Genomic DNA, 15,683 nt, shown 5'->3' with positions numbered 1-15,683 from the left:
GGGCTCCTTGACGGGACAGGGCTCCTTGGCCGGCCCCTCAGATCTCGCGCACCTCGAAGGCGTCGAGGACGAACTCCGCGGTGCCGTCGTCACCGGTCTTGCGCAGCCCGACCCATGCCTCGCCCTCGGCGGGGGCGGTGAACTCGTAGGCCAGGGTGGTGGGTTCGGTCGCGACGGGCAGCTCCTTGCGGTCGGTCTCGCGGGCCGCGGGCTCGTCGACGGCGGTGATCCACGCGTACTGCCCCGCCTTCTCGTTCTCGTACCGGAAGGAGACGCGGTAGCGCTTGCCGGGCTCGAAGCGGGCGGTGTGCGGGACGGTGCGGTAGACGAGCCCCTTGTTCTCGCCGCGGGACTTGAGGGACTGCCCGCCGTCGATGACGTCGTCGATGGCCTTGCCGTTCCAGCCGCGCTGCGTGAACGGCGCGTGCCGCTGCGCGATGTGCGTACGCGGATCGGTGACGTCCCCCGCGTCGCCCTTCACGAAGGGCCCCCACCCCTGCGGCACCCGCTCGAAGTCCTCGGAGACGATGCTGCCCCCGGCCGGGGCGGCGGCACGCGCGCGGGAGACGATGCGCACGTTGTCGAAGCGCACGCGCGCGTGGCCCGCGTCGGCCCGGAGCGTCAGTTCCGCGGGGCCGCCGCCGTCGGGCACGGTGAAGGGCACGAACATCCGCTGGAAACGTGTGCCGTGCTTGCGGTCGGCCGCCACGTAGTTGCCTGCGGTGGAGGTCCGCGTCCAGTTGGCGGCGGTGACGCCGTCGGCGGTGCGCACCTCCAGGGCGGCCTTCCGCTCCTCGCCGGCCTTCTCCCCGACCTCGACCTGTACGGAGGCGACGTACGAGCCTGCCTTCAGGCGGCGCAGGCGCTGGCCGACGGCCGCCTTGCCGCCCGGCGCGACGACCAGTTCGTGGTCGCCGAGTTTGCTGAGGACGACGGAGGCGGGGCCGGAGACCTGCCAGCCGTGCAGGGAACCGGAGTTGAAGCCCGGGTCGTGCAGCGGGGTGCCTTGTCCCCAGTCGGGGTCGGGCACGGCGGCGGTACGGGTGCGGTAGAGGACGTAGGGCTGCCCGGCCTTGGCGTCGAGGGTCACCTTGCCGCCGCGCACCGGGACGTCGCCGGCGAAGACCCGGCCTTGGTCGGTGAGCCGGTAGAGCGCGGCCCTGCGGAGCTTGGACCAGCCGCGCGGCAGCTCCCAGGTCGTCTTCCCGCCCTTGGGGCTGTAGTGGTAGAGCTTGCCGGGATCGGTGGCCTTGCGCGGCTCCCAGGGGAGCAGGTAGTTCCCCCCGTCGTAGACGACGCGGCCGTCGGTCACGATCCTGCGGGTGCCGCCGGTGTCCGAGACCTTTGTCGCGCCCTCGCCGAAGAAACTGATCTCGTGCTCGCCCCAGGACTTGATGGGGTGGGCCTGGAGATATTTGGCGGGCAGCGAGTCGGTCCAGATCAGGTCGTAGAAATAGGCCCAGTCGGTCTTTCCGACCCACCCTTCGAAGTTTCCCATGCGGGCAATGCCCAGAAGGGTCGGCCATTTGTCGGCGAAGACGTCCTTCTGGTGGTTCCGGATGAAGCGGATCAGCCGCGAATTGATGCCTCGCGACGTGTCAGGCCCGTAATCCGGTTCCGTCGCCCAGTGGGACCAGACGGAGGAGCGCTCGAAGCCGTGCCCCCACTCGCTGGTGACGATCCAGCCCTGTTTCCGCAGGGCGCGCTGGAGCCGGTCGGACGTCCATCCCGATTCGCGGAAAACATCGATGTAGAGGGCATTGAGGGCTCCGTCGGCGTCGTCCCGCAAGTCGGCGAACCGCTTGACGATATCGCCGGAAACCAGGTCGCGGCGCTGATCGATGCGGTAGCTCTGATCCAGCCAGTCCCACTGCTCGTCGGCCTTGTCGACGAGCTTTTCGGAGAAGGCGTTCGCGACGGGATAGGACTCCGTGGCATTCACGTGCACACTGAAGTCGCTGTTCCACTTCTTGCCTTCCCTGACCAGGGTGTTGAGGTCGTCGAGTCCGCCCGCGCGCGTGTTGTAGTTGCCCGCGTAGTCGGGGTGCGCGGAGTCGTGGCCCTCGGACTGATAGCCCTTGAGCAGCGTGTACTGCCGCAGGCCGTCCGTGGCCAGGTGGATCCGCTTGACGTTGTCGAGGGTGGCGAGGAACGGGTTCGTGGCCTGCGAGGCGAAGTTGAAGGGGATGTGCGGGACGACGCGCAGGTGCTGCTCGTCGGCGCCGAGGGGCTGCACCATGATGTCGCGGAACGCGATGGCGGCGTCCTGCCAGTCGACCTTGCCGTCGCCGTTGCGGTCGCCGGTGACGACGACGGTGGCGTACGGGAGGGGCTCGGTGTCGTCGGCGGCGGCGGTGGCCGCGCGGTGCGTCCACTGGCCGGGGGTGAGGCGGGCCTCCACGTAGCCGTTCTTCCTGACGGTCTCCCGCCAGAGCCTGCCGTTGTCCCAGGTGGTTCCGGCCTCGCTGGTGGGCTTGTCGTAGACGGTGTTGGTCTCGACGGCGCCGCCGAGCGCGTCGTGCGCGACGACGGCGTAGGCGCATCCGGTGGCCGCCTGCGCCGGGGTGTCCGGGCGCGGCCTGACCTCGGTGTCCCCGCTCTTGGCCTTGTCCAGCTGGATCCTGGCGGCGAGGAGAGCGGCGCCGGGCTGGTCGCTGCGCACGGAGAGCAGGGCGAGGCCGGGGATACGCAGGGTGCCGACGCGCAGGGCGTCGGTGTCGTCGATCTCCGTGACGCGCCAGTGCAGACGGCGGCCCTTCAGGGCGATCTCGACGGTGATGGTGGTGCCGCCGCCGAGGGTCAGGACGTACTCGATGCGGTCGGCCCCCTGGTCGGTGACGGTGACCTTCGGGGTGTGCGTCACGTCGTCCACCAGGAGCGTGGTGACGGTTTCCGACTGCGCGTACAGGACCGCACGGGCGGTGCGGTCCGTGTACGAGATGACGCGGGGGAAGTCGGTGGCGACGCGCACTTCCAGGTCGGCGGAGCGGAGTACGGCTTCGCCCGCCGCGGCCGGCCTCGCCGAAGCGGTTGCGGCTCCCCCGAGGCCGACGGCTGCGCCGACCCCGGCGAGCGCGCCCGTGGCGACTACGGCTCTGCGGCTCGGACCGGACGTGTCTGACGGCTGCATGGCACCCCTCCGTGGGACGGATCTCGGTGCGGTCACCCTGCGCCGGGGAGCAGTTGTACGCCCATGGACAAAGGGGTGGCAGGACTTGGACTAACGCGGGTCCCGGCTGCCGGGCCGGTCGGGTAGCCACAAAGACTCTCCGAGCGTGCAGCGGGGCCGGACCAGGAGTACCCGGTCCGGCCCCGCGTCGGCGAGCCTCAGAGCTCCGATGCCGCCTTCTCTATGTCACCGGCGAACGTCGACACCTCGGTGTAGACGCCGGGGAACTTGGGGCGCGCGCAGCCGTTGCCCCAGCTGACGATGCCCACCTGGATGTACTCGCCGGCCTCGTCCTTGCGGAACATGGGGCCGCCGGAGTCGCCCTGGCAGGTGTCCGTGCCGCCCTCCGCCAGGTTGCCGGCGCAGAGCTCCTCGCCGGGCGTGAGGTCGTTGCCGTACGCGGCTTCGCAGTCCGCGTCGCTGATGAACGGCACCGTCGCCTTGAGCAGGTGGCGCTGCTGCTCGCCGCCTTCCTTGTCGGCGCCCCAGCCGGCGATGGTGAAGTCACCCTCGTTGTACTTGGTGTCCTTGGCGATCTTCAGCGTGGGCTGGTCGATCGGCTTCTCGAGCTTGATGAGCGCCCAGTCCTTGCCCTTGCCGTCGTAACCCGGCGCCTGGAGGACCTTCGTGGACTTCACGGTGATCGCGTCCGGGCTCTCCAGGTCCACGACGCCACCGGTGGCGGTGATGCTCGTGTTGTCGCCGGAGCCGTCCACGCAGTGGGCGGCGGTCAGGACGACGTCCTTGGCGTAGAGCGCGCCGCCGCAGCCCATCGACAGACGGACCATGAACGGGAATTCGCCCTGCTCGGCGGGGGTACCGCCGACCACGCGCTCACCCGGAACGGGGCCGGGGTGCGGGGCCGCGGAGGCGGCCACGGGCTGGAGACTGACACAGGCGAGGGCGATGGCACCGAGGGTGGCGGCTCTCTTGACTCCACGCAGCTTGGTGTTCAACGGGTGTCCCTTCGTGGGGGGTCGTGGGGGGTTCGTGGGGGGTTGCACGCTTGCGCGGACCCATCCCCTCCCCGCGAAAGCACGAGAATGGCATGCGCCCGCCAATGCGTTGTTGCGGATTATGGAGATCAGTGTCCGCATAGAGCAAGGGGCGGTTTTCGGCCACGGGGCTGTGAGCGGACAGGTTCCTGGCGGGGCGAAGGGCCCTACAGTGGAACCGAGTTGCGCCGAATCGCGGCAACTCGCCCGGCCATGGCGGCAATCCCGCCATGACGGCCGAGGCGAGCCGAACGGTCTTCTGGGGGGGGCGCACATGTCGGACGGCGGCCCGGTGGTGCACGGCTACCCCCACCTGGAGACGGTGCGCTCCGCGATCACCGCGCTCTACAAACGCCTGTCGTACGACACCGTCCACACCTTCGAGACCAGCATCGCGCCCGCCGACGTCGCCTTCTCCGACCAGGACGACCTGCATCTGGGCGTGCAGCGGGTGGCGCGCGAGATGGTGCGCCACCTCCGGCTGCCGGACGCCCGCGTGATCGTCAGCTTCCGCGAGATGGAGCACGCGGCGAACGTCGAACTCACCGCGGGGCCCGAGTACTTCATCGAGCTCAACGACCGCTTCCGTACACATCGCAGGGACATCGGCGCGGCGCTCGCCCACGAGATCATGCACGTCTACCTGCACCGTCTCGATCTGGCGTTCTCCGGCACCCGCGACAACGAGATCCTCACGGACACCGCCACCGCCTACCTCGGGGCCGGATGGCTCCTCCTGGACGCCTACCGGGAGGACAGCGCCTCGTCACAGAAGCTCGGCTATCTGACGCCGGAGGAGTTCGGGTACGTACTCGCCAAGCGGGCCTTCGCCTTCGGTGAGGCGCCGGAGACCTGGTTCACCAGCCCGCAGGCGTACTCCGCCTATACGAAGGGCCTCGCGCAGGCCAGGCGCGACGAACAGCAGCCACCGCTGACGGCGGCGGGGTGGGCGGGACGACGGCGGTACGCGAAGGACCGGCGTTACGCGCTGGAGCATGGCTCCGGTGGAGCGGGGCCGGGGTCCCGCGACGGGGCGTACTCGTTCTCCCGCGAGTCGGGCGGGGTCCCGCGCGGCCCGTCGGGCGGTTCTGTGCCGCTGCGGGTCTCGTTCCCCTGCCCCACGTGCCGGCAGCGGATCAGGCTGCCCGTGCGGGGGCGGATGCGGGCGCGGTGCACGCTGTGCCGGTCGGTGCTTGAGTGCGACACGTAGAAGCACGGGGGCACGCGCCCTGCCCGGCTAGCTCCAGTGCGCGGGGCGCGCGAGGGCCGGCGGGAGTTTCGTCGCGGCGTCGCCCTTCGCCGCGTTCACCTGGGACTGGGTCAGGAAGATGCTGCCCGTGAGGTCCGCGCCCCGCAGGTCCGCGTCCCGGAGGTCCGCACCGATCAGATCGGCCCTGCGGAGGTCGGCGCCACGGAGGTCGGCGGCGATGAGGTAGGCGCCGCGGAGGGTGACGCCCCGGAGGTCGGCGCCCTTGAGGCGGGCGCCGAACAGGTCCGCTCCCCGGCGGTCCTTCTTCTTCCGGCGGATGTCCGCGCGCACGAGTTCGCTGGTCCGCAGCAGCAGGACGTTGACGTCCTCACGGTGTGCGGCCACGTCCGTTCCGGCCACGTCGGCGGGGGCGCCCCGGGTGAGGTCCTCTGTCCTGTCCAGGGCGCGCCGGAGCTCGGCACCGATCGGGCGGGCCTCCGGCAGGGCGATCGCCTCGGTCAAGTACCAGAGCAGTTCGTGGAGTTGACGCATCACCGGGAAGACGTCGAACATCTGGCGGGCACTGTCCGGGTCCTGCCGCCAGTCGGTTCCGCCGTACGTGGTCTGCGAGACCTTCTGGCCCGCGCCGAAGCAGTCGTAGACCGTGCAGCCCGAGAAGCCCTTCTGGCGCAGGTCCTGGTGGATGCCGCACCCGAAGTCCTGCCGGAGGTTGGCGCAGGGCGTGCCGGCAGCCTTGTCGACGGGGAAGTCCGCTGACTTGGCGAAGGTGAGGGCGACGCAGCAGAGCCCGAAGCAACTCCCGCAGTCGGCCCGCAGATCCTGCCGGTCGTCACCGACGAGGGGCAGCAACTGAGGCTCGCGCGACGGCTGTCGGGTCTGCTCCGACGGCTGCCGGAGCTGCTTCTCGGACATCAGGTCGTTCATCCCGTTCGCTCAGGACTGGACGCGGGGTATCGGGCGGGCGGGAAAGGCCCGCTCGGCAACGGAAGACAACGGAAGGCAACGGAAGCCGCCGGGCATCAGGATGCCCGCCCGGCGGCGGGGCCCGGCACCCGGCAGCGGGGCCTGGCACCCGGCCCGCCGCCGAGCACAAGCACTAAGCCGCCTTGCGCCCCGCACCGCCACCGGAGGGACGGCGCCGGGCGCGCCCCCCGCCGTTCCCGCTGCCCGCGACGGGGCGACCACCGCCGGCGGCGGGACGACCGCCACCCGAGGCGGGGCGACCACCGCCGGCGGCGGGACGGCCGCCACCCGCGGCGGCGGGCTTACCGCCCTGCGACTGCGACTGGGACTGCCCCTGCGGCCGAGCCCGGCGCTGTCCCCCGCCCTGTCCCCCGCCCTGCCCGGCGGGACGCCCCCGCCGACCGCGCTGCGGCGAAGCCTGCTGCTGCTGCGGGACCTCGATGACCACCGGCACCCCGGACGGCTCCCGCGCGCCGGTGATGCGTGCGAGCTCCTCGTCCGTGGACTTCACCCGCGCCGTGTTCGGGCTGATCTCCGCGTCGGACATCAGCCGCGTCATGTCCCGCTTCTCGTCCGGCAGGACGAGCGTGACGACACTGCCGGACTCACCGGCACGCGCCGTACGCCCACCGCGGTGGAGGTAGTCCTTGTGGTCGGTGGGCGGGTCGACGTTCACGACCAGGTCGAGGTCGTCGACGTGGATGCCGCGGGCCGCCACGTTGGTGGCGACGAGCGCGGTGACCTGCCCGGTCTTGAACTGGTCAAGGGTCCGGTTGCGCTGCGGCTGCGAACGTCCGCCGTGCAGCCCCGAGGCCCGTACACCGTTGGCGAGCAGCCGCTTGGTGAAGCGGTCCACCGCGCGCTTGGTGTCCAGGAACATGATCACGCGGCCCTCGCGGGCGGCGATGCGCAGGGCGACGGCCTTCTTGTCGGTCTCGTCCGCCACGTACAGGACGTGGTGCTCCATCGTCGTCACGGCGCCCGCGGACGGGTCGACCGAGTGCACGACCGGGTCCGTCAGGAACATCCGGACCAGGCGGTCGATGTTCTTGTCGAGCGTCGCGGAGAAGAGCATCGTCTGGCCGCCCTGCTCCACCTGCTTCAGGAGCGCGGTGACCTGCGGCATGAAGCCCATGTCGGCCATCTGGTCGGCCTCGTCGAGGACCGTCGTGCGCACCCGCGAGAGATCGGCGTCGCCGCGCTCGATGAGGTCCTTGAGACGTCCGGGGGTCGCCACCATGATCTCGGCGCCGCGGCGGAGCGTGCCCGCCTGCTTGGCGATGGAGAGACCGCCGACGACCGTCGACATGCGCAGGTTCACGGCCGTGGCGTACGGCGTGAGGGCGTCCGTCACCTGCTGTGCGAGCTCGCGCGTGGGGACCAGGACCAGGGCGAGCGGCGAGCGCGGCTCGGCGCGGCGGCCCGCGGTGCGGGCGAGGAGCGCGAGGCCGAAGGCGAGGGTCTTGCCGGAGCCGGTGCGTCCGCGGCCGAGGATGTCGCGGCCCGCGAGGGAGTTGGGGAGGGTGGCGGCCTGGATCGGGAAGGGCTCGGTCACCCCCTGTGCGGCCAGCGTCTTGAGCAGGGCCTCGGGCATGTCCAGGTCGGCGAATGCCTCGACCGCGGGCAGTGCGGGGGTGATGCTCTCGGGCAGGGCGAATTCGCCCTGTACGGGCCGCGCCTTGGGCCGGCCCGGCTTCTTTGCGGCACCCCTCGCCTGGCCGCCGCCGGTCACCGGGGCCTTTCCGCGTGCGTTCGTGGAGCGCCTGCGGGCAGGACGCGCAGGGCGTTCGGAGCGATTCATACGGAAATGCCTTCCTGGGCCTTGGGACAGCACAAGCCGGGACCCGCACCAGTCCGGTGCGGGCCCCGGCTATGAGGTTCGCGTGCTAAGACGTTCAGGCCGGAACGATGTTCTCGGCCTGCAGGCCCTTCTGGCCCTGCGTGACGTCGAAGGAGACCTTCTGGCCCTCGAGGAGCTCACGGAAGCCCGAGGACGCGATGTTCGAGTAGTGGGCGAAGACGTCGGGGCCGCCGCCGTCCTGCTCGATGAAGCCGAAGCCCTTTTCCGAGTTAAACCACTTAACGGTGCCAGTTGCCATGTCAATCTCCTCAACAGGGGCAGAGTAAGGAAAACCACGGAATTGTGGATTCCAAGCGCTGCAATGACCCCCATCACCGGAGAGACCGGAGAAAAAACAATTGTGCGCCCTCGGAGCATTCCCGTCAGGCGCACATAAAGTTCATGGGTACCAAAACTGCGACGCATAAGCCTAACACGGACGGAGGACTGCCCGTCCCGGCCCCCTCGCCCCCTCGGGTACCTGCCGCGCGCCCCCGGCACCTGCCGCCCACCCCCGGGTACCTGCCGCGCACACCTTCCTTGTGCCGGGGCGTCCCGCTACCTTCGTCAACCAAACAATCGCTTGGTTGAGCGACGAGCGGCCACGGCGACCGCTCCCGAGGAGGCGGCCCGATGCGCATCACCCGCACACGTACGGCGGCACGTACAGCGGCACGCGCGGCAGCCGGAGTCGCCGTCTGCGCGCTCACGCTGGGCACCCTGCCCGCCGGGGCCGCCGCCCATGCCGCAACCGCCGCGCCCGAGCGCGTCCATTCCCGCCCGGCGTCCGACGGCGTACGCCTGATACCGCTCCAGGGTGCCGTCAATGTGCGGGACCTGGGCGGTTACCGCACCTATGACGGCGAGCGGGTCCGCTACGGGCAGGTCTTCCGCGCCGACGCCCTGTCGAAGCTCACCGACACCGACGTCGCCGTTCTCGCCCGGCTCGGCCTGAAGAAGGTCGTCGACTTCCGGGTGCCCGCCGAGGTCCGGTACGACGGGCCCGACCGGCTGCCCGCCGGGCTCGCCCCGACGGCCCGGCCCGTCAGCGACAACGGCCTCTTCGCGACGCTGACGGCCGTGATCGGCTCCGGGGACCCGGTCAAGCAGGAGGAGATGCTGGGCGGCGGCAGGGCGGACGCCTTCATGCGCGAGGTCTACCGCTCCTTCGTCACCGACGGCCCCAACCGCGCGCAGTTCGCGGCGACGCTGCGCGACATCGCGTACGGCGGCAAGGGCTCACCAGGATCACCGCTGCTGTATCACTGCACCGCGGGCAAGGACCGCACCGGCTGGACCAGCTATCTGCTGCTGCGCGCCGTCGGCGTCCCCGGCCAGAGCGCCGTACGCGACTTCCTGGCGTCCAACACCTACCGCGGGGCGTACGACGCGAAGGTGCGCGAGGGCCTGAAGCAGAGCGGCCTGATGCAGAACCCCGATCTGCTGATCCCGCTCCAGGAGGTGCGCACCGGCTATCTGGAGGCGGCGCTGGCCGAGGTGAAGGCGGAGTACGGAAGCCTCGACGGCTATCTGCGGAAGGGGCTCGGGCTTGATGTGCGGACGATTCTCGCGCTGCGGGAGCGGATGGTCGGCTAGGAGATCCGGTGGGCGGCGGGGGTCAGGCGGTCACGATCCCCTGTGCCCGCGCCGCCGCGAGCCAGGCCGGGAACTCGCCCACCAACTGGTCGTACAGACGGTCGTCCGGGATGGTGCGCGGGTCCTGCCCCGCGTGGAAGAAGCCCGCGTTGTCGACGGCGCGCTTGGCGGGGACGGCGAGTTCGTCGAGCTTGCGGAGGTAGTCGAACTGCTTGCTCTTCGCGTCCCCGAAGCCGATGAACTGCCAGAACAGCGGCAGCTTCGACGCCTTGCACAGATACCGCTCGGCGGCGAGCTTGTTGATGGGGCCGCCGTCGGTCTGGAAGACCACCAGGGCGGGCGCCGTGGAACCGCTGTCGACGTAGTGGTCGATCACGGCGTCCATCGCCAGGTGGTAGCTGGTCTTGCCCATGTGACCGAGCCCGGCGACGATCTCGTCGACGCGACCGTGGTGGCGGTCGAGGGCGATCTCCGTGACGGCGTCGACGTCCGTGGAGAAGAAGACCGTGGGCACGGTGCCGTCGTCGTCGAAGTGCGCGGACAGACCGAGGACGCGGTCGGCGAGGGCCTGGACGGTGCCGTCCTTGTAGTACGGCTTCATGGAGCCGGAGTAGTCGACGACGAGGTAGACCGCGGCGCGTTCGCCTGCCAGACCGTGCTTGTCGAGGCTGGCCCCGGCGCTCTTGTAGAGGTTCACGAGGGCGGGCGCCGCCTCTTCCACCTTGCTCAGGCTGATCGCCGGTCCCATGTGCCGCTCCACTCTCCCGTCCCTGCCGGACGGCCGAGGGTACGGGAGAGGCGGGAGGCGTGAAGTGATCTCTTACGGACTGGAGGACAAAGCCGTACTGATCACCGGTGCGGGCCGTGGGCAGGGAGCGGCGGAGGCGCGGCTCTTCGCGGCGGCCGGGGCGCGGGTCGTGGTGACGGATGTCCGGGAGGAGGAGGGACGAAAGGTCGCCGAGTCCCTCGGCGCGCAGGGCCTTTTCGTACGCCATGACGTCACGGACGCGGAGAGCTGGGCGTCGGCCGTGGCGGCCGGGGTGGGGGCCTTCGGCCGACTGGACGCGCTCGTGAACAACGCGGCGCTGTGGCGGACGGCTTCGGTGGAGAAGGAGACGTACGAGAACTTCGACGCGCTGATCCGGGTCAATCTCCTCGGGCCGTTCCTGGGCATCCAGGCCGTGCTGCCCGCGCTGCGGGAGGTGGGCGGCGGCTCGATCGTGAACGTGTCATCGACGGCGGGGCTTGTGGGGATACGGGGGCACGCGGCGTACGGGTCCACGAAGTTCGGGCTGCGGGGGCTGACGCGGTCCTCCGCCCTTGACCTCGCGGAGTACGGGGTGCGGGTCAATTCCGTCCATCCGGGGGCGATCGACACCCCGATGATCTCCTCGGCCTCCGCCGGGCGGGACTGGTCCCATCTGCCGCTGGGGCGGATGGGCCGTGCCGAGGAGGTCGGGGAGCTTGTCCTCTTCCTCGCGTCGGAGGCGTCGTCGTACATCACGGGGGCGGAGTTCGCGGTGGACGGCGGGTCGACGACGGGGTGATCCGCCGGATCCGGAAGGCGCGCTACCGCGAAACCGCACGTAATCTTGTGCGAATGAAACGTGCAGGACTCCTCCTTCTCGCCGTCGCCCCGGTCGCCACGGTCGCCGTCTACTTCCTGGGCGGGGACTCCGACAGCGACGCCGCAGCAGGTCAGCACGGGCCCGGCACCCAGCGTCCGTACGACCAGGACAAGTCGGCGGCCGAGATCAAGGCCGACGACAAGCTGATCGCGCAGCTGCCGCCGGGCCTCGCGGCGCCCGCCAAGAAGGAGCTGGCCCAGAAGCTCGTGACGAGCGCCGAGAACTCCACGCTGAACTGGCGCGGCCAGTACGGCTACATCGAGGACATCGGCGACGGGAACGGCTACACCGCGGGCATCATCGGTTTCTGCACCGGCACCAACGACCTGCTGACCCTCGTCGAGCAGTACACGAAGGACCACCCGGACAACGGCCTCGCCCGCTATCTGCCCGCCCTGCGCAAGGTCAACGGCAGCGACTCGCACGAGGGCCTGGACCCCGGCTTCACCAAGGCCTGGAAGGCGGAGGCCGCGAAGCCCGCGTTCCGCAAGGCGCAGGACAGGACGCGTGACAGCGTCTACTTCGACCCGGCGGTCCGCCTGGCCAAGCTCGACGGACTCGGCACGCTCGGCCAGTTCATCTACTACGACGCGATGGTCCTGCACGGCCCCGGCACGGGCCCCCGCGGTTTCTACGGCCTGCGCGAGGCCGTCCTGAAGGAGGCGAACACGCCGGCCCAGGGCGGCAAGGAGAAGGCGTATCTGGACATCTTCCTCGACATCCGCACCAAGGCGATGAAGGAGAAGAAGGCCCATCGCGACACGACGCGCGTCGAGACGGCCCAGCGCCAGTTCCTCTACGACGGCAATCTGGACCTGAAGACTCCGCTGACGTGGAAGGTGTACGGGGAGACGTTCAAGGTGCGCTGACCCCGAACGCCTCCCCGGGGGCTCAGCCCTTGACGGCTCCGGCCGCCAAGCCCGAGCCGAGTTTCCGGTGCACGATCACGAAGAAGATCATCACCGGCACGGTGACCAGCGTGGAGCTGGCCATGACCGGGCCCCAGGCCGTGGAGTTCTCGCCGAAGAACTGGTAGATGCCCACGGCGGCCGTGTACTTGTCGCTGCCCTTCATGAACGTGTACGCGAAGACGAACTCGTTCCACGCCGTGATGAAGGCGAAGATCGAGGTCGCGACGAGTCCGGGCGCCACCAGCGGGAGCAGCACGGAGCGGAACATCCGGAACCAGGAGGCCCCGTCGATGTACGCGGCCTCCTCGACCTCCTTGGGCACGGTCTGCACGAAGCCGCGCAGGGTCCAGATCGCGAAGGGGAGCGAGAGCGCGACGTAGACGATCGTCAGGCCGAGCAGCGAGTTGAGCATGTCGTAGTCCCGCATCTGGATGAAGAGCGGGATGACGAGCGCCTCCAGCGGCACCATCTGCACGATCAGGACCATGATCAGTACGGAGGTGCGGAACCGGAACTTGAAGCGGGCCACCGCGATGGCGGCGAAGAGCGAGAGCACCCCGGCGGCGAGGATCGTGCCGAAGCCGACGAGCGCCGAGTTCAGCAGGTACGTGCCGAAGTTGCCCTTCTCGAACACGTAGGTGAAGTGCTCGAAGCTGATGCCGCTCGGCAGCACGTCCGAGCCGCGGGTGACCGCCTTCGGGTCGAGTGCCGTGGAGATCATCCAGTACACGGGGAAGAGCGTGAAGAGCAGCAGCGCGGCGACCGCGACGGGCAGGCCGATGCGTGCGGCGGGTGTGGCGCGTCGGACACTCACAGGTCCTCCTCCCCCTGCCGGAACAGCGTGCGGATGTAGACGATCGTGATGGCGAGCAGCAGCAGGGTCAGCAGGACGGCGGCTGCCGCGCCGGTGCCGTAGTCGTTCTTGGCGAAGGCCTGGATGTAGGAGAAGACGCCGAGGTTGTAGACCTCTTCGTTGGCGCCGTCGCCGCCCGGCATCAGATAGATCTGGGTGAAGACCTTGAAGTCCCAGATGGTGGAGAGGATGGTCACCACGAGGAAGACGGGCAGAATCGTCGGCACCGTGATCTTCCAGAACCGCTGCCAGGCGTTGGCGCCGTCCAGCTCCCCCGCCTCGTAGAGCTCCTTGGGGATCGTCATCAGGCCCGCGAGGACGGTGATGGCGACGAACGGGAAGCCGTGGTGGACGACGTTCAGGGTCGCGATCGCGTAGAACGGGCCGCGTTCGGTGAACCAGTTGGTGGTCTCGGGGTCGATGAGCCCGATCGAGCCCGCGATCTGGCTGACCATGCCGTCCTGCGGCTGGAAGAGCCAGATCCAGACGTACGTCCCGGTGACGGCGGGCATCGCCCAGGCCGCCAGGATCGCGATGGAGCAGATCAGGCGCCAGGTCGGACCGAGCCGGTTGAGCAGCAGCGCGACGAGCGTGCCGAGCGCGACGGTGAGGCCGACGCAGGCGATCGCGAAGAACGCCGTGTTGGGCAGGACCGTCTTCCACAGGAGTTCGCTGCCGAGCAGGTCGGTGTAATGGTCGAATCCGGTGTACGTGCCCACTCCGCCGCCGAACTTGACGGCGTAGTCCTGCAGGGAGAGCTTGCCGACCTGGATCAGCGGCCAGAGCAGCAGGCCCGCGAGGACCAGGAGGGAGGGGGCGAGGAGCAGCCACGGCCGGGTGAGACCGACCAGCTTCTTCTTGCGGAGTGCCGCTTCGTGTTCCGGGCGGGTGGCGGGGGGACGGACCTCGGTCACCTTCGGTCCGTCCTCGACCAGCGTGTCTTTCACGGTGTCGACTCGCCCTTGCCTACTTGTCCTTGGCGAAGATCGCGTCCATGTCCTCGGCGGCCTTGTCCGCCGCCTCCTGGACGGAGGACTTCCCGGTCAGGATGGACTGCACCATGCCGGGGATGACCTTGGATGCCTGGATCTCGCCGTACGCCTTGGTCTTGGGGACGGTCGCGCCGGCCTCAAGCATCTGCTTGGCGAACGGCTCGACCAGCGGGTCCTTCTTCGCCTCGATCTTCTTCAGCTCGGAGTTCTGACCGGGGAAGTAGTTGGTCTCGGTGGCCCACTTGGCCGCGAAGTCACCCGTGGTCAGCATCTTCACGAACTCCCAGGCCAGGTCCTTCTTGTCCGTGTCGAACGTGGACAGGTAGGAGCCGCCGAGGAAGGACTTGCTCATGCCGCCGGTCTGGCCGGGGATCGGCACGGCGCCCAGCTTGCCCTTGAGGTCCGGGTTGGCCTCGACGATGGCCTTCGGGGTCCAGTTGCCGTTGACGGACATGGCGACCTCGCCCTTGCCCCAGGCGTCGCCGACCTCCTTCTCCGTCCAGGTGTTGACCTTGGCCGGGGAGACCTTGTCCTTGGTGGCGAGGCCCGTGTAGAACTCGATGCCCTTGACGGCCTCGGGCGAGTTGATGCCGGACTTCCAGGTGCCGCCCTGCTCGGTGGCGAGTTCGCCTCCGGCGCCCCAGATGAAGGGGGCGGCGAACATCTCGGCGCCGCCCGCGACCGGGAAGGGGATCATGCCGGGCTCCTTGTCCTTCAGCGTCTTCGCCGCGGACTGGAGCTCCTTCCAGGTGGTGGGGGCCTTGAGCTTGTGCTTCTCGAAGACGTCCTTGCGGTAGACGATGCTGCGGACGCCCGCGTACCAGGGCATGCCGTACTGCTTGCCGTCGAGCGTGCCCGCGTCCTTGAGGCCCTCGACCAGGTCGTTGCCCAGGCCCGACTTCTTGACGTCGTCCGTCACGTCGACGAGGGCGCCGGTCTCGGCGAACTGCGGGACCCAGGTCGTGCCGACCTCGGCGACGTCCGGGACCTGGTCCGCGCCGCCCTCGATGGCGGTCGTGAACTTCTTCTGCGCGGTGGCCCACTGCTGGTACTCGACGTGGATCTTGGCGCCGGTCTTCTTCTCGAAGGCCTTGCCCGCCTCCTTGAAGAACGGCCTGGCGTCGGGGTTGGTCCCCTCCATGATCCATACGGTGAGGGTCTTGCCCTTGCCGTCCGCCTTGTCGCCGCTGTCGCTCCCGTCATCGCCGCCGCATGCCGTCGCGGTCAGTCCGAGCGTCATGGCGATACCTGCCGCGATGACCCGTCGCTTCATACCGGCCCCCTCATGGGTTCGTGCTGATTACTGCGCCGATCCGTTCGTGGGAGCGATTGTGGTCACAGGGGCTCGGCGCGGTCTAGACCCATTCGGCTAAGCGGCGCCGAAACGTGATTTGCGTTGCAAGCAATGAGCGTTGCACGGAGTGCAGCGGATTTCCTCGCGGGGCGGGGCCGGTTTCCTCGCGGGGCGGGGCCTGGAAACGCCACGGCGCCCGCCCTGGTCCGGTCGGGGACAAGGCGGGCGCCGC

At 69.6% G+C, this 15,683-nt stretch carries 13 protein-coding genes; 4 read left to right on the top strand and 9 right to left on the bottom strand.

Annotated features, from left to right (window positions below; all coding sequences use genetic code 11):
- Positions 1-37: 37 nt before the first annotated feature.
- The gene (locus tag IE226_RS22720; protein ID WP_190083170.1) at positions 38-3,130 is read right to left on the bottom strand and encodes an endo-alpha-N-acetylgalactosaminidase family protein; all 3,093 of its coding nucleotides are present in this window, start codon (positions 3,128-3,130) and stop codon (positions 38-40) included.
- A gap of 197 nt (positions 3,131-3,327) precedes the next feature.
- Positions 3,328-4,125: a S1 family peptidase gene (locus IE226_RS22715; RefSeq protein ID WP_190083169.1), complete on the bottom strand. Its 798-nt coding sequence runs from the start codon at positions 4,123-4,125 to the stop codon at positions 3,328-3,330.
- A 313-nt stretch (positions 4,126-4,438) separates the two neighbouring features.
- Here IE226_RS22715 and IE226_RS22710 point away from each other — a divergent pair, with 313 nt between their 5' ends.
- Positions 4,439-5,374: a hypothetical protein gene (locus IE226_RS22710; RefSeq protein WP_190083168.1), complete on the top strand. Its 936-nt coding sequence runs from the start codon at positions 4,439-4,441 to the stop codon at positions 5,372-5,374.
- A 27-nt stretch (positions 5,375-5,401) separates the two neighbouring features.
- On the opposite strand, the gene IE226_RS22705 is transcribed toward IE226_RS22710, so the two are convergent.
- The 3 genes from IE226_RS22705 to IE226_RS22695 all read right to left on the bottom strand — a co-directional run bounded on the left by IE226_RS22705 (position 5,402) and on the right by IE226_RS22695 (position 8,436).
- Positions 5,402-6,286, bottom strand: a complete 885-nt coding sequence (locus IE226_RS22705) for a pentapeptide repeat-containing protein (protein WP_190083167.1) — start codon at positions 6,284-6,286, stop codon at positions 5,402-5,404.
- A gap of 184 nt (positions 6,287-6,470) precedes the next feature.
- Complete coding sequence (locus tag IE226_RS22700) at positions 6,471-8,138, bottom strand: DEAD/DEAH box helicase (protein ID WP_190083166.1); 1,668 nt, start codon at positions 8,136-8,138, stop codon at positions 6,471-6,473.
- A gap of 94 nt (positions 8,139-8,232) precedes the next feature.
- Positions 8,233-8,436 carry a cold-shock protein gene (locus IE226_RS22695; protein ID WP_037661310.1) on the bottom strand — a complete coding sequence of 68 codons (204 nt, stop codon included), beginning with the start codon at positions 8,434-8,436 and terminating at the stop codon, positions 8,233-8,235.
- Positions 8,437-8,810: 374 nt separating this feature from the next.
- Between IE226_RS22695 and IE226_RS22690 the strand changes: the two genes are divergently transcribed.
- Positions 8,811-9,773, top strand: a complete 963-nt coding sequence (locus tag IE226_RS22690; RefSeq protein ID WP_190083165.1) for a tyrosine-protein phosphatase — start codon at positions 8,811-8,813, stop codon at positions 9,771-9,773.
- Between the two features lie 22 nt (positions 9,774-9,795).
- Here the strand turns inward: IE226_RS22690 and IE226_RS22685 are convergent, their stop codons facing one another.
- Positions 9,796-10,521: a vWA domain-containing protein gene (locus IE226_RS22685; protein WP_190083164.1), complete on the bottom strand. Its 726-nt coding sequence runs from the start codon at positions 10,519-10,521 to the stop codon at positions 9,796-9,798.
- Between the two features lie 67 nt (positions 10,522-10,588).
- Between IE226_RS22685 and IE226_RS22680 the strand changes: the two genes are divergently transcribed.
- Entirely contained in the window at positions 10,589-11,320 is a 732-nt protein-coding gene (locus tag IE226_RS22680) for an SDR family NAD(P)-dependent oxidoreductase (RefSeq protein WP_373307020.1), read from the top strand.
- Positions 11,321-11,373: 53 nt separating this feature from the next.
- Positions 11,374-12,270: a chitosanase gene (locus tag IE226_RS22675; protein ID WP_190083162.1), complete on the top strand. Its 897-nt coding sequence runs from the start codon at positions 11,374-11,376 to the stop codon at positions 12,268-12,270.
- Between the two features lie 22 nt (positions 12,271-12,292).
- Here the strand turns inward: IE226_RS22675 and IE226_RS22670 are convergent, their stop codons facing one another.
- Genes IE226_RS22670 through IE226_RS22660 form a run of 3 tightly spaced genes read right to left on the bottom strand, consistent with a single transcriptional unit; the run spans position 12,293 to position 15,430 of the window.
- Positions 12,293-13,126, bottom strand: a complete 834-nt coding sequence (locus tag IE226_RS22670) for a carbohydrate ABC transporter permease (protein ID WP_190083161.1) — start codon at positions 13,124-13,126, stop codon at positions 12,293-12,295.
- Positions 13,123-14,079 carry a carbohydrate ABC transporter permease gene (locus tag IE226_RS22665; protein WP_190083392.1) on the bottom strand — a complete coding sequence of 319 codons (957 nt, stop codon included), beginning with the start codon at positions 14,077-14,079 and terminating at the stop codon, positions 13,123-13,125. The genes IE226_RS22670 and IE226_RS22665 overlap by 4 nt, the downstream gene beginning before the upstream one ends.
- A gap of 52 nt (positions 14,080-14,131) precedes the next feature.
- A complete protein-coding gene (locus IE226_RS22660; RefSeq protein WP_190083160.1) occupies positions 14,132-15,430 on the bottom strand; it encodes a sugar ABC transporter substrate-binding protein in 1,299 nt (432 codons plus the stop codon).
- Positions 15,431-15,683 lie beyond the last annotated feature (253 nt).

Origin of the sequence: Streptomyces longisporoflavus (assembly GCF_014649775.1) — a bacterium.
GTDB lineage: Bacteria > Actinomycetota > Actinomycetes > Streptomycetales > Streptomycetaceae > Streptomyces > Streptomyces longisporoflavus.
Note: the sequence above shows the minus strand (reverse complement) of the source record. Positions and strands in the feature narration are given on the sequence as shown.